Origin of the sequence: Fibrobacter sp. (assembly GCF_017545445.1) — a bacterium.
GTDB lineage: Bacteria > Fibrobacterota > Fibrobacteria > Fibrobacterales > Fibrobacteraceae > Fibrobacter.
On record NZ_JAFWOM010000030.1, the window covers coordinates 24366 to 37950 of the forward strand.

At 47.0% G+C, this 13585-nt stretch carries 12 protein-coding genes; 10 read left to right on the forward strand and 2 right to left on the reverse strand.

What is annotated here, in order from left to right; translation table 11 throughout:
* Positions 1 to 116 precede the first annotated feature (116 nt).
* Together IKG78_RS03750 and IKG78_RS03755 are read right to left on the reverse strand one after the other, a co-directional pair.
* Positions 117 to 1835, reverse strand: coding sequence for an ABC transporter ATP-binding protein (locus tag IKG78_RS03750; RefSeq protein ID WP_290939513.1), 1719 nt, complete (start codon positions 1833 to 1835; stop codon positions 117 to 119).
* Positions 1835 to 3589, reverse strand: coding sequence for an ABC transporter ATP-binding protein (locus tag IKG78_RS03755; RefSeq protein ID WP_290939516.1), 1755 nt, complete (start codon positions 3587 to 3589; stop codon positions 1835 to 1837). The genes IKG78_RS03750 and IKG78_RS03755 overlap by 1 nt, the downstream gene beginning before the upstream one ends.
* A gap of 266 nt (positions 3590 to 3855) precedes the next feature.
* Here IKG78_RS03755 and IKG78_RS03760 point away from each other — a divergent pair, with 266 nt between their 5' ends.
* The 10 genes from IKG78_RS03760 (at position 3856) to IKG78_RS03805 (ending at position 13562) form a co-directional block, all read left to right on the forward strand.
* A complete protein-coding gene (locus IKG78_RS03760; RefSeq protein WP_290939518.1) occupies positions 3856 to 4572 on the forward strand; it encodes an energy transducer TonB in 717 nt (238 codons plus the stop codon).
* Positions 4572 to 5138 carry a MotA/TolQ/ExbB proton channel family protein gene (locus tag IKG78_RS03765; protein WP_014546407.1) on the forward strand — a complete coding sequence of 189 codons (567 nt, stop codon included), beginning with the start codon at positions 4572 to 4574 and terminating at the stop codon, positions 5136 to 5138. Before IKG78_RS03760 ends, IKG78_RS03765 begins: the two co-directional genes overlap by 1 nt.
* A complete protein-coding gene (locus IKG78_RS03770; protein ID WP_014546408.1) occupies positions 5131 to 5523 on the forward strand; it encodes a biopolymer transporter ExbD in 393 nt (130 codons plus the stop codon). The genes IKG78_RS03765 and IKG78_RS03770 overlap by 8 nt, the downstream gene beginning before the upstream one ends.
* 2 nt (positions 5524 to 5525) lie before the next feature.
* Complete coding sequence (locus IKG78_RS03775) at positions 5526 to 7901, forward strand: MMPL family transporter (protein ID WP_290939522.1); 2376 nt, start codon at positions 5526 to 5528, stop codon at positions 7899 to 7901.
* Between the two features lie 9 nt (positions 7902 to 7910).
* The gene (locus IKG78_RS03780; protein WP_290939525.1) at positions 7911 to 8684 is read left to right on the forward strand and encodes an outer membrane lipoprotein-sorting protein; all 774 of its coding nucleotides are present in this window, start codon (positions 7911 to 7913) and stop codon (positions 8682 to 8684) included.
* 161 nt (positions 8685 to 8845) lie between these two features.
* A complete protein-coding gene (locus IKG78_RS03785) occupies positions 8846 to 10102 on the forward strand; it encodes a DUF1302 family protein (protein ID WP_290939528.1) in 1257 nt (418 codons plus the stop codon).
* A gap of 126 nt (positions 10103 to 10228) precedes the next feature.
* The gene (locus IKG78_RS03790; RefSeq protein ID WP_290939531.1) at positions 10229 to 11170 is read left to right on the forward strand and encodes an AraC family transcriptional regulator; all 942 of its coding nucleotides are present in this window, start codon (positions 10229 to 10231) and stop codon (positions 11168 to 11170) included.
* Between the two features lie 98 nt (positions 11171 to 11268).
* Positions 11269 to 11991: an AzlC family ABC transporter permease gene (locus tag IKG78_RS03795; RefSeq protein WP_290939535.1), complete on the forward strand. Its 723-nt coding sequence runs from the start codon at positions 11269 to 11271 to the stop codon at positions 11989 to 11991.
* Positions 11988 to 12311, forward strand: a complete 324-nt coding sequence (locus tag IKG78_RS03800; RefSeq protein ID WP_290939539.1) for an AzlD domain-containing protein — start codon at positions 11988 to 11990, stop codon at positions 12309 to 12311. The genes IKG78_RS03795 and IKG78_RS03800 overlap by 4 nt, the downstream gene beginning before the upstream one ends.
* Before the next feature lie 147 nt (positions 12312 to 12458).
* Complete coding sequence (locus IKG78_RS03805; RefSeq protein WP_290939543.1) at positions 12459 to 13562, forward strand: VWA domain-containing protein; 1104 nt, start codon at positions 12459 to 12461, stop codon at positions 13560 to 13562.
* Positions 13563 to 13585 lie beyond the last annotated feature (23 nt).

Genomic DNA, 13585 nt, shown 5'->3' on the forward strand with positions numbered 1-13585 from the left:
TGGCGTGCCAATTGTTGATTCAAACGGCACGCCATATTTTTTTTGCCTAAAAAAGAAGCGTCGAGCGATTGCCCGACGCTGTTGTGTATAAGGAGAGGTGGTGGCCCGTAATTTTTTTAGGTAATGCTCCAGCCTGCTGAAGATTGCCTTATATCCAAGAATTTCTTATAGACTCCGTCTACATTGCAGAGCTCGTTATGTGTTCCTCGTTGCACGATATGTCCGTGGTCAATGACGAGAATTTGATCTGCATTTTTGACCGTATTTAATCGGTGGGCGATTGAAATTACGGTCTTGCCTTTAGTGAGTTCTGCAATGGCGGCCATCAATTCACATTCATTTTCTGGATCTACAGAAGATGTGGCCTCGTCGAGAATGACGACAGGTGCATCTTTCAAAAGGGCTCGTGCTATCGAGATTCGTTGCTTTTCGCCGCCAGAAAGGCTGCTTCCGTTTTCGCCGATAATCGTATTGTAGCCGTTCGGCAAAGCTTCGATAAAGTCATGACAACGTGCACGTTTTGCAACTTCTATAATTTGTTCATGCGTGGCGTCTGGGCAACCGAACTTGATGTTGTTTTCTACGGTATCGTTAAACAGGAATACGTTCTGGAAAACCATGGAAAAATGCGAGAGTAGTTCGTCCGGGGCGTAGCTTCTGATGTCCTTGCCGCCAAAAGTAATTGCTCCAGATTGCACGTCCCAAAAGCGGACAATCAAGTTGCACAACGTAGTCTTGCCGCTGCCCGAATAACCGACAATCGCGCATTTGGATTTCGCAGGAATTTTAGCACTGACCTTGTCTAGAATTACGCGAGAGTCGTAGCCGAATGTCACATTTTTGATTTCAATGTCGCTCTTATTTTCGTCAACAGACTGTGTTCCTGTTAGCTTGGGAACATTGTATGTTTCGTCCATCTGGTCCATCGCTGTTTCTATTTGTTCCATAATGAACGCTCCATTGGCGAGGAGTTCCATTTGACCGTAAATGATGAATCCTGAGACGAGGAACATCATGCCATAGGTAAAATCCATAGTCCCGTGATAAGTCATCCATGCTGCGCTCAAGATGATGATGCCGCTGAATACTTCGAGAGTCGCTCTGAAAAATCCATGTGGGACAAGAACCGTTTTTTCCATGGCGATGCTTGTCTTTTCAAAATCGTCAAATGTTTCTTTTAGCTTGGATGCGTTTCCTCGTCCGAAGGAGCGGATCACAGCGATTCCTCGAATGTATTCGATAACGTTATTTGTGACCCTTTCAACTGTGTTGTAACGGGCTAATGATAACGAACCCGATTTCTTTTGGATCATGAAAAGCGAAAACATCGAAATCAAAATTCCAAGAATAGCGATGATGCCGATTTTCCATTCGAAAATCATCAAAAAGATGGAAACGCAGAGGCCTTGCAAAATGCCGCCGACAACGTTATCTACGGCCATCATCGTGAAGTTTTCAAGGGTCGCCATGTTGGTGGTGATGGTGTTGTTGATGCGTCCCAAAGTTTCTTTAGAAAAATAGCCCATGGGTGCGTTTTTCAGTTTGTCGCCAAGTTCAAGTCTCTTGTCTGTAAAAATGTTGTACCCTGCGGCGGTCATGAAGATGTTGGTCAAGAATCGAAGGAGAATCTTGCCGAAAAGTCCAGCGGCTAAAATGCCTACGGTCTGCCAAATGATATGCATCGTAAGCTTGTCGATGTTTTTCAATATCCAAAGAATCGCGAGTACGGAACAGCAGTTGAATACAGAGTTCAGAATGCTGCATGCAAGCCCAAAATAAACTCGCTTCTTGTATTGACCTGAAAGCTTGATAATTCTTTTCAATGTCTTGAGCATTATGCAACCTCCTTGGGTTCAGAACTTGCAATGTGACGTTCCCACATGGATTTGTACAAAGTACATTGCTTTATGAGTTCATCATGCGTGCCGCAGGCCGCTAGTTCGCCATTTTCGATGACCAAAATTTTTTCGGCGTTCTTGATGGTCGAAAGTCTATGCGCAATGACGATGAGTACTTTATGATGAATGAGTCTAGAAAGTGCTTTTTGAATTTCTGCTTCGTTTTCGGGGTCGGCGTAAGCGGTTGCTTCGTCCAAGATGATGACATCTGCGTTTTTCAAAATTGCACGTGCAATCGTAATGCGTTGGCGTTCGCCTCCAGAAAGCCTGTTGCCCGCATCGCCAGCTTTTGTATTGTATCCGTGTTCAAGTGCACTGATGAATTCGTGGCAGCCCGCAGCTTTTGAAGCTTCGTAAACTTCCTTGTCGCTTGCCTCCGGACGGCCCATGCGGATGTTTTCCATGATGGAGACGTTGAACAAGTAGTTGTCCTGTGCCACGTAGCTGATTTTTTGCATTTGTTGCTTGAATGGAATCTTGGACAAGCTGACGCCACCGAGCAATATGTCTCCTTCGCCCACATCCCAGAACCCGGCCATCAATTTTGCAATGGTGGATTTTCCGCTACCCGAGTGCCCGACGATTGCCGTAACGCCAGTTTCTGCCGTTTTGAAAGAGATGTTGTTCAAAACGTTCTTTTCTTTATAGCCAAAAGTCACGTTCTTGAATTCAAAAGAGGAACCATTGAATTGTACGTTTTCATTCGGACGAACTTGATCTTTTTCATTGAGAAAATCATCGATTTGCATAAATGCCTGAAACACCGAGGCGAATGTTTCCGCGTAGGCCATTGCGGCAAGTATCGGCCCTGAAATACCCATGCTGAGCACGGCACAGGTAAGGAATGTCGCAAATTCAATCTTTCCATTCATGAACAAGTAGGCTCCCAGCGGAAGCGTGACGAGCAATGTCGAAGAAAGTGTGCTCAATCCTGCTGCCGAGAAAAACCAGCAACCTCGCCACCATTCGAGAGTCGTGTCGCGGTAGTATTTGCAAGCGTTGGTGAATTTTCCAAAAGAAGATGCACTTTGGTTGAATGCCTTGATGACTTCAATTCCGTTCACGTATTCCACGATGGCATCGTTCATGTCGGCGTTTGCTTTGAAGTAGCGTGCCGACTTTTCTTTGTAACCAATCATTTGCCCCATGGTGACCAAAAAGCCCAAAGGAATGGTCGCGATAGCACCAAGTGCCATGCGCCAATCCATCACAAATAAAACAACAACAATCGTTAAAGGAGTCACGATGTTTGCGGTCATTTCTGGCACCATGTGGGCAAAAGGCTTTTCAATGCGTTCAACTGTATCCACGACGAGCATTTTGTATGTGCCAGATGCTTTGTCCAGCATAACGCCCATGGGAATGCGTTCCATTTTGTCTGTAATCATTGTACGCAATGTTTTTAAAATTGAGAATGCCGCTTCGTGCGATTTCATGGTCGAAACCGTCGATAAAAAAACTTTGATGGCGTATGCGGCTATGGTAATCAATCCGTAAATTAAAATATCGTCTTGCGTTATTGTCTTGTAATAGAACGCAGAGAGCATTTGGGCAACGCAAAAATAGGGGACGATGCCGAAAAATACCCCCAAAATTGCATAAAACGATGCTATTCCCAGTTGAATTTTTTTATTCCCGGCGTACTGCCAAAGTAATTTCATGGGATTGTTTTTGGATTTGTCTGTAGCCATACTTGAAAATTCCTAAAAAAGATAGATTGGGCTAAGAAAATTTAGAACAATGTTTTTCTTTTTTGAAAGATTTTAGACAAAAAAAGACGGATTGGATTTTTGCAAAACTTTTTGGATTGTCTGCGAAATTTGCACAAAAATGCGGTTTCTGTTAAAAATGTTACCCCAGTCTAATTGGATTGTTTTGAACCCTTTTAGAGTGGAAAGTTTGACCCTTTTGGATTTATTTTTTAACGCCCAAATGTGAACGCAAAAGTGAAACGAAAATGACTCGCAAACGGATTTATTCAGCACTGTCTTTCAACAAGGCCTTTTATGTCGGGCTTGTTGTTGCAATACTTATCCATGCTGCAACCTTGCTAAATCCGCTGTTCCAAAAGGAAGAAATACCGGTACACCGTCCAGATTCTCCGGTGCTCCATGCTGAGCAAGTTTATATCGCGCCTCCGCCACCGCCTCCTCCAGAGGCTCCGAAGGTTGAAAAAAAAGTCGTTCGTGCTAAAATTATCCCGAAGGTGGTTGACGAGCCCATAGAAGAAAAAGTCCCGGAACCGGAGCCAGAACCGATTGTAGAGCCGACTCCTGTGGCTGTTGCGGCCCCGGTTGTCGAGGCTCCTCCGGCTCCGCCTGCGCCCCCTGTGGTCAAAGAACCGCCCAAGCCTTCGGCAGATTCCGTGAAAATGGTGACTCGCACGTACTTGCGCTCGCTCAAAAAGCAACTGGAACAGATTAAGGATTACCCTGCGACGGCCAAGCGCCTAAAGCAGGAAGGCACGGTACGTGTGCGGTTCACCATCCTTGCCGATGGCAAGATTGAACAGATTGAAGTCTCGGAATCGAGCCGCTATTCTTCGCTGGATAATAGTGCGATAGAAGCGGTTTCAAAAATGCAAAAATTCGAGCCTATTCCAAAACTTTTAGAAAAAGAACGCTGGAGAATCGAAATTCCAATCCAGTACAAACTTAATGCAGGGAGATCGTAATGAACTTTATTCTTGATTTTGTCAAACAGGGCGGTTATATTGGCTACATCCTGGTTGCACTGAACTTTATCGGTTACGCCATCATTATCTGGAAGGTGATTTCGCTAATTGTCTTTAATAAGACGGTTCAGCCGCGATTGACAGACAAGGTAATTCATCGTGTGGTGACTTGCAATACCGACCATCACATCATTACGGAAAGTATCCGCACTGAAATCGGCCTTGCTTTCTCACCGCTCACGAAGGGCCTTACGACAGTCGAAAATATCGCATCCATTTCTCCAATGCTTGGCCTCCTCGGTACGGTGGTGGGCATTTTCAACGCTTTCACGGTGATAGCGGCCTCTGGCCTTGATGATCCATCCGCTTTTGCGACGGGCATTAAGTTTGCTCTCGTGACAACGGTCCTTGGGCTTGTGGTCGCTATCCCGCACGTGATTGCGTTCAACTACCTGAATGCTCGCATGGAGCAAGAACAGGACGAAGTCGAAAACCAGGTGCTTTTGCACTTGGGCAAGACTTTGCAGGAACGTGACGCAAAGAGAACGGAGTCCCGCAATGGCTAAAAGACGTCGTCGCATATCGCTGGACATGACGCCCTTAATTGACTGCGTGTTTTTGCTGCTTGTCTTTTTCTTGGTGACGTCGGTCTTTAAGCAGGACAAATCCGTCCTCAAGCTTTTATTGCCTGAGACTTCGAGCGAAGTCAAGCAGGAAGTTTCCGAAGGTTTCTTTATAGAACTTTCCGAAACGGAAATCGCCATCAACGGTGAATTGGCGACAGTTGAAATTTTGAAGAACAAGAGCGCTGCCGTGCAAAACAAGAAAGCTCCGGTGGCCTTGAAAATCGACAAAAAGACTCCTTACGAAAAAGTCGCAGAAGTCTTGGATGTTCTCCAGATGGAAAAGATTTACAACATACAATTCGTCAATGAATTAAAAAAGGAGTGAGTATGTCACGGATTCGAATAAATATCGAAAAGGTGAACGAAAAATTTGAAAACTTCGCAAGGTTCCTGATTTCGCACAGGGCCTTGCTTCTTGTTTCATTTATTGCCTTGCTTGCGATTTCTATCGTGGGCATGAAAAAGATTTACGTCGAAGCCTCATGGGATAGTTACTTTATCGAAGGCGACCCGATGCTTGTTGAAACGGACAAGTTCAAGGAAACGTTTGGCAACGACTATTTCGTAGGCGTGATGGTCGAAACGGAACAGTCTGTTTTAACGCCGGAAAATTTGAAGCTCTTGCGCGAACTTTCGAACGAGTTGCGCGATAGCCTCTCGTATTCTGATGGTAAGGCAACATCGATTGTCGATTTGGAATACATGCTCGGTACAGACGAAGGCATGGAAATCGTGCAAATCGTGCCGGAGGAAATCCCGACAGATGCAGCGGGCCTTGCCGAAATTGAAAAGCGACTCGCCGCAAAGCCGGAGCTTGCAAAAAAGCTCATCTCTAAAGACCGCAAGCAGGCCTTTATTAACGTGAAGCTCCGTCCGTTCCCGGAAGATTCTGTGTGGAAGGCTGAAGGCGAAGCTCAGGGCAAAAAGGCCGAAGCTCCAGACATGAAGACGGGCCGTGAAACTTCTGAAATTATCGCCAAGGAAAAGTACGCTCCGCTGCACCCTCTTGCAACGGGTATGCCTTATTTGAGCCATCAGAAGTTGACTTACATTGGCGTGGAAATGAAGCGTATTTTCCTTATTACGATTCTTTGCTCCATCATCGTGATGTTCCTCGTGACGCGTTCGCTCCGCGGAATCGTTTCTCCGCTGATTACCACGTTTGCAGGCGTTATCATGACATTTGGCTTGGTGGGTTATCTCGGGCTTTACATGGATGCGACCAACATCATGGTGCCTGTCATCTTGGCGTTCGCAGTCTCCATTGCGTATAACATTCATATCCATTCTTTCTTCCGCAAGAATATGATGCTTACGGGCAAGCGCAAGGAATCTGTGCTTTACGCCATGAAAGAAACCGGCTGGTCAGTGCTGTTCTCGGGCCTCACGACGATTGTGGCGCTTCTGTCGTTCCTTTCGGTCATGCTCAAGCCTATCCGCTCTGTGGGTATCCTCTCTTCTATCGCTGTCGGGTTTATTCTCCTTGTGGCTCTTACGATTTCGCCGATTCTTTTGAGCTTTGGCAAGGACAAAAAGCCGAATGCCAAGGTGCTCGAAAAGGGCGATACTCGTATGGGCCTCATCCTCAATTCTCTCGGTCAGTTTGTTCTTAATCACGGAAAACCGATTGCAATTGTGTTCGCTGTGATTACGACAATTTCGATTTATGGCGTCACCAAGATGGAACCTGCTTTTGACGTGGAACGTACGATGGGCCGCAAAGTCGAGTATGTGAATAAGATGCTCTATGTTGCCGAATCTGAAATCGGTAGCTTCTACTCTTACGATTTGGTGATTGACTTTGGTGCAAACGACAAGGCTAAGGAAGTCGATAATCTCAAGAAGTTGGAACAGTTGCAGGATCACGCTCAAAAGTATCCGTTGACAAAGCGCTCCACTTCCATTCTCGACATCTTGAAGGATTTGGACCGCACCTTGAATGAAAACCGCCAAGAAATGTACGTCATCCCGGAAACGGAGGAACAAGTGGCTCAGCTCTTGCTCTTGTACGAAAATGCCGGTGGTTCCGAAGCGAGCTACTGGATGGATTACGATTACAAGAAGCTCCGTTTGATGGTCGAAATCTCTAGCTACAACTCCAACGAACTCCAGAAGGAAATCGAGGACTTGCAGAATTTCGCACGCGAACTTTATCCGAACGCGAAGGTGACAGCTGTGGGTAACTTGCCGCAGTTTACCGCTATGCAGCAGTATTTGGAAGTGGGCCAGATGACATCCTTCCTCATCTCTGTCGTGATTGTGGCGGTGCTCTTGATGATTGTCTTCGGCAGCGTCCGCACGGGGCTCATCGGCATGATTCCGAACATCGCTCCGGGTATTTTCGTGGGCGGCTATCTCGGCTTCAGCAACATCCCGCTTGACATGATGACTGCAACGCTTATCCCGATGATTATCGGTCTTTCTGTCGATGATACGATCCACTTCATCAACCATGGCCATGTGGAATTTGACCGTAGCAAAAACTACACGGATTCTATTCTCAAGGTGTTCCGTGCCGCTGGCCCGGCCCTTGTGATGACGACGATTATCATGGTGGCGACATTTGCGGGCTTTACGACATCGCAGGCGACGCAGATGTTCAACTTTGGCTTTGTGGTGTTTGTGGGCCTTGTCTCGGCTTTACTCGCCGACCTGTTCGTGACGCCGCTTTTAATCAAGAAGTTTAAAATTTTCGGAAAATAGGAGGATTTTATGAAAATCTCAAAAATTGCTGCGACGCTCGTAGTCGCTCTCTGCACGATGTCCATGGCTCAGACGAATGCCCGTGACATCATGGTTAAAGTCAAGAACCGCCCGGATGGCGATACGCGTTCTTCTTCGATGGAAATGAAGCTCGTGAACAAGAGCGGTAACACTCGCGTCCGTAAGATTACTTCGTATGCGATGGACGTGGGCGAGGACACGAAAACCATCATGTTCTTCCTTTACCCGAACGACGTGAAAGGCACGGGTTTCTTGACCGTGAACTACGATGACGTCAACAAGGAAGACGACAAGTGGCTCTATCTCCCGGCTTTGAAGAAGACCCGCCGCATTAGCGGAAAGAGTTCCAAGACCGACTACTTCATGGGTTCCGACTTTACGTACGATGATATCGGCAAACGCAACGTCGATGAAGATACGTACAAGCTCTTGCGCGAAGAATCGGCAGACGGTTTCGATTACTACGTCGTCGAATCGACTCCCAAGAAGGAAGGAGAAATCTTCTCCAAGAAGCTCGTCTGGATCCGCAAGGATTGCGATGTCGTCGCCAAGGTCGAATTCTATGACAAGCTCGGCAAGCTCCACCGCCAGATGGTCTCTTCGGACATCAAAAAAGTCGATGGCTTCTGGACCGTTGGCAGGATGGAAATGAAAAACGTTCAAACGGGCCACTCCACGGAACTCCTCTTCCTCGATCCGAAATACAACATCCAGCTCGATTCCAAGATTTTCTCTGTGAACAAGTTGGAAAGAGGATTGTAGTTAGTAGGAAGTAGACGGTAGGAAGTAGACAGTATTGTCCTGTGTCATCCTGAGCGGAGCCCGTAAGGGCGAAGTCGAAGGATCCAGTGAAGGATTGGTTCCCGTGCCTGCCGCTTTGTCATGCCCGCCACCGAGCGGGCATCTCCCTTTAAGGAGGAAAAATGATAAAACACGTCATTGCGAGGAACAAAGTGACGAAGCAATCTATGATTTCATTGGCGTTGTCCGCGGCGTTCGCGTTATCCGCGCACGCTCAGGAAGATGAGCTTTCTTTGCAGCTGAACGGCTTTGTGGATTCGTATCACGCATTGCAACTCGGTAGTCCGTATAAAGTCATGTCTTCGCGGACGCGTCTCCGTCTTGAAATGCGTGCGAACTACGGCGAGGCTTCGCTCTTTTCGAGCGTCAATCTCGCGTACAACAGCCTCATCAAAGAGCAGTCGGGTGCGTTCCTTCGCGAAGCGTATTTCGACTACGCTGGCAAATACCTCGAAGTCAAGGCGGGTCGTCAAATTGTCACGTGGGGCGTTGCCGATGGGCTTCGCATTACCGACCTTATTTCGCCTATGGACTACACCGAATTCATGGCAAACGATTATGACGACATTCGCGTGCCTGTGAATGCGATCAATCTCAAGTATCCTGGCGAAAGTTTCTCCGCCGAACTCGTCTTTGTGCCCGTTCCGGAGTATTTCGTGATGCCCTCGGGTGAAGATAATCCGTGGAGTATGCCTGTGCCCGAAGGGGTTAGCATGGACTTGAGCGGAACCCCCGAAAAGCATATTAAAAACAGCGAAGTCGGTACCCGCTTGCGTTTCTTCCTCGAAAATCTCGATTTTTCGCTTACGGCACTTCGCACTTTCAACAAATCGCCCGTGACGATTGCAGACTATGATCCAGAAACAAAATCCGTTGTGATTCAGGGAATTTACAAGCCCATGTACGTTCTTGGCGGAGATTTTTCGATTCCGGTGAGTGAATTTGTTGTCCGTGGCGAAATGGCAGGCTATTTTGGCGAACCGATTGCTTTGAACGATTCTCGCAGATACCGCTTGCGAAAAACGTTTAATGCTTTGTTTGGCCTCGATTGGTATGCTGGCGACAACTGGACGTTCATGGTGCAGTATATGCACAAAATAATCATGGATTATCGCAAAGAGTTGGGGATGGATCAAAATACATCCATGGTAACAGCGAGAATTTCCAAGGAAGTCCTAAATAATACGCTTAAACTTTCTGTCTATGGAATGTACGATATTGACAATGTGAGTTTTTACATTCGCCCGGCAGCCGATTACTTGCTGAATGACCAAATTACGCTTTCTTTGGGCGCGGATATTCTTGGAGGCCGTCGTGGCACGTTTAAAACTTACGAGGATAATACGCAAATATGGGTAAAAGGTAAGTATTTTTTCTAGTTGCTCTGCTTGACACTTTTTTGAAAATTGCCTAAATTTAGACTTGACTAAGTTAATTGGTTTAATCTAATTAAATTTGATTGGACTAAAATACTTGGTCTAGTCTAATTTAAAGAGAGTGCAATCATGATAACGCCCATAACCGATAAGAATCTGATTCGAATCCAGAATACAGATTTCTTTTCTCATTATATGCTGCAAAATAAAACTGGAACGGGCCATCTTTTATTGTACAACATTTTGCCGGGGTTACAAGTTTTTTATAGTAATTTCCACCTCAAGGAATTTACCTTCAATTTTGAAAATCAAGGAAAAAGTTTAATCGTTTTGCACTGCCATAACGGCAGCGCAGAATGGCTAAATTCAGAATCCTTGTTGAAATCCATGGAAGAGAACGGCTTGCTGCTCTTGGATCAAATGCCAGCTTGCAAAACATACAGTTTCCCAGTTCAGTGCTACCATGGAATTGCTGTTGTTTTCTCGATGGACCGTTGCAAGTCGGAACTCGTCAACATGTTCAAAGCTGTCGGCGTTGACTTTGCAGCTCTTGTCCAAAAAATCCAGCCGCTTACGTTGCCGTTAAAATTACCGTCAAGCGAACATGTAAGCCATATCTTTTCAGAACTCTACAGGCTGCCGAAAAACATCCGACTGCCGTATTTCAAAATCAAAGTGCTCGAACTCATGCTGTTCTTGAGCCGTCTCGATGCCGAAGCTAATTACGAAACGGCGGCTTTGATTCCGAGTGCTTATAAGGCTAAAATGGAACTCTTGCGAGAAATCCTGCGCGAAAACATCGAAGACCATTTGACGTTAGAAGAACTTTCCAAGCAGATTGACATGAGCCCGACGCAGATGAAGAAATATTTCAAGCTAGCGTATGGCGATTCCATTTATTCGTACCTCAAAACGTACCGCATGAAAACAGCATCCCAGCTCTTGCAAGATGGAAAATTTAACATTGCCGAAGTCGCGAGCCGCGTAGGCTATACAAACTCCAGCAAGTTTGCGCAAGCGTTCAAGGAATACACTGGGCGTTCCCCGAAAGAATTCCGCAATAAGTCGTAATAGGTTGTCGTGACGGCTAACCTAAATTTCGCATATATTTAAATATTCGCATAAATAACTATTGCCGCTGCTCCCATTTTTTTCTATCATTTGCGCCCATGAGTTATTTAAAGGGTTTGAAAGATGGTTCCCCGATTGGGCTTGGCTATTTTGCCGTGTCCTTTTCGTTTGGCATTGCGGGGTCGAATTTTCTGTCGTGGCCGCTTGTGACGCTTATTTCTATGACGAACCTCACGTCGGCGGGGCAGTTCGCGGGGCTTCAGATCATGGCAGATGCGGCTGGTACGTTTATCGAAATGGCTCTTGCGACGTTTTTTATCAACCTCCGCTATTCGCTGATGGCAATTTCTCTGTCGCAGAAGGTGTCGCCTGAATTCGGGACGGCAAAGCGCTTGCTTCTGGCGACAGGCATCACCGACGAGATTTTTGCAGTCGCGATGTCGCAAAAAAGTGTAACTCCGATTTATTTCCTCGGGCTTTCGACGCTCCCTTACTTTGGCTGGTCGCTTGGAACGATGGTGGGCGCGATTTGCGGTGAAATTCTCCCTGCGATGGTGACGAACGCCCTTGGTGTCGCACTTTACGGCATGTTTGTGGCCATCGTTGTCCCGCAGATGAAATCTCATGGCCCGACGATTTTTGCCGTTGCAATTGCCGTGGCGCTAAGCTGTGCGTTCAAGTTCTTCCCGCCGCTCAGTGGCGTTTCTGTGGGTTTTGCGATTATCATTTGCGCTTTGGTTGCATCCCTCGTGGCGGCGGCGCTGTTCCCCATGAAGATGGATAATGGTGAAGTCAATGATGCCGAAGGAGTTGCAAAATGAATATTGATTTGCAGACCTATGCAATCTATTTGCTTGTCATGGCGGGCGTTACGCTATTCTTGCGTGCAGTGCCGTTCATTCTGCTCCGTAAAAAACTCAAGAGTGTTTTCTGGAGTTCGTTTTTGGCATATGTGCCTTACACCGTGCTTAGCGCGATGACTGTGCCTGCGATTTTCTTTGCGACGGATAGTCGCATTACGGGCGTTTGTGCACTTTTGGCGGCTGTGGTCGCCTCGCTCCTTGGTGGCGGACTCGTGACGGTTGCAGCAGTCTCGTGCCTCACGGTTCTTGGCGTTGATGGTTTGCTCTTGGTGCTGTAGTTTAACTAAAAACCATGGACCAATGACTAATGACCAATAACCACACACCTTTTATTATTTAAAAAATCTCCAAAACACAAGTTTCTGCGGCCACTAAATTGTATATTCTTGCGTGTAATTATCGTTTTTAGTTATTTTGGAGCTGAAATGGATATTGGTGCCCTTCATTTTCAAAATCCCGAAGCCTTTTGGCTGTTATTGTTTGTTCCGCTGTTGATTGCGCTCTATGTCTATCGCCAACAGCGCCGTAAAAGTACTATCAAGTTCCCGGCGCTCGCGCTTGCAAAAAAGGCGGTGCCGAGCCGTCGCGTCAAGTTTAGGCACATAGTACCTGCACTTCGATTGGCGGCGCTCATTTGCTTTGTGGTGGCGCTTGCCCGCCCGCAGAATGCGATGGAAGTCGAATACACCTCGACGGATGGCGTGGATATTATGCTTGCGCTTGACGTTTCCGGTTCCATGGGCACACTCGACATGCTGACTCGTACGGAACAGGCGAAACTCGGAGTGATGAATGCTGAACGCATTTTGAAGAAAGGTGAATATTGGAAGTACAGCCGCCTCGGTTACGCTCAAGACGTGATTGCAGAATTTATTCAAAAACGCCATAGCGACCGCATCGGGCTTTCGGCTTTTGGTGCCCGTTCGTTCACGCAGTGCCCACTCACGATGGATTACGGCTCGTTGCTTGAAATCCTCAAAGCAAGCGACGATCTTGCCCGCGATACGCTTATCAACAATAGGACTGCTATTGGCGATGGCCTCATGAACGCCCTTGCAAGGCTCAAAATGTCAGATGCCAAGTCCCGCGTGGTGGTGCTTTTGACCGATGGCCGCGACAATGCGAGCGTCGTGCCTCCGATGCGTGCTGCCGAAGTCGCTAAGTCCTTGGGCGTCAAAGTCTATACTGTCGGCGTCGGCAAAAAGAGCGGCAAGATTTTGGCGTTCCAGCAGAACCCGTGGACGGGTGAAATCTCTTGGGGTGAACGCGATATCCAACCCGAAGAAGGCATTGACGAAAGCGTGCTCAAGGATGTCGCCGCAAAGACCGGCGGTCGTTTCTACCGCGCAGAGAACAAGGAAGAACTCGAAAAGATTTACTCTGAAATCGACGAACTCGAAAAGACTGAAATCGAGACGATTGCATACGCCCGCTACGCCGAAAAATTCTACCCGTGGCTTTTGGTCGGCGCTCTTCTCATTTTGCTCGAACTCATTCTTGCAAACACCAGATTCGTACGAATACCGTAGTTTGACAATCGTCGAATCCGTCA

Excerpts from the sequence above, each read along its gene's own strand:
- IKG78_RS03750 (WP_290939513.1), bottom strand. The coding sequence starts at position 1,835 with ATGCTCAAGACATTGAAAAGAATTATCAAGCTTTCAGGTCAATACAAG.
- IKG78_RS03755 (WP_290939516.1), bottom strand. The coding sequence starts at position 3,589 with ATGGCTACAGACAAATCCAAAAACAATCCCATGAAATTACTTTGGCAG.
- IKG78_RS03760 (WP_290939518.1), top strand. The coding sequence starts at position 3,856 with ATGACTCGCAAACGGATTTATTCAGCACTGTCTTTCAACAAGGCCTTT.
- IKG78_RS03765 (WP_014546407.1), top strand. The coding sequence starts at position 4,572 with ATGAACTTTATTCTTGATTTTGTCAAACAGGGCGGTTATATTGGCTAC.
- IKG78_RS03770 (WP_014546408.1), top strand. The coding sequence starts at position 5,131 with ATGGCTAAAAGACGTCGTCGCATATCGCTGGACATGACGCCCTTAATT.
- IKG78_RS03775 (WP_290939522.1), top strand. The coding sequence starts at position 5,526 with ATGTCACGGATTCGAATAAATATCGAAAAGGTGAACGAAAAATTTGAA.
- IKG78_RS03780 (WP_290939525.1), top strand. The coding sequence starts at position 7,911 with ATGAAAATCTCAAAAATTGCTGCGACGCTCGTAGTCGCTCTCTGCACG.
- IKG78_RS03785 (WP_290939528.1), top strand. The coding sequence starts at position 8,846 with ATGATAAAACACGTCATTGCGAGGAACAAAGTGACGAAGCAATCTATG.
- IKG78_RS03790 (WP_290939531.1), top strand. The coding sequence starts at position 10,229 with ATGATAACGCCCATAACCGATAAGAATCTGATTCGAATCCAGAATACA.
- IKG78_RS03795 (WP_290939535.1), top strand. The coding sequence starts at position 11,269 with ATGAGTTATTTAAAGGGTTTGAAAGATGGTTCCCCGATTGGGCTTGGC.
- IKG78_RS03800 (WP_290939539.1), top strand. The coding sequence starts at position 11,988 with ATGAATATTGATTTGCAGACCTATGCAATCTATTTGCTTGTCATGGCG.
- IKG78_RS03805 (WP_290939543.1), top strand. The coding sequence starts at position 12,459 with ATGGATATTGGTGCCCTTCATTTTCAAAATCCCGAAGCCTTTTGGCTG.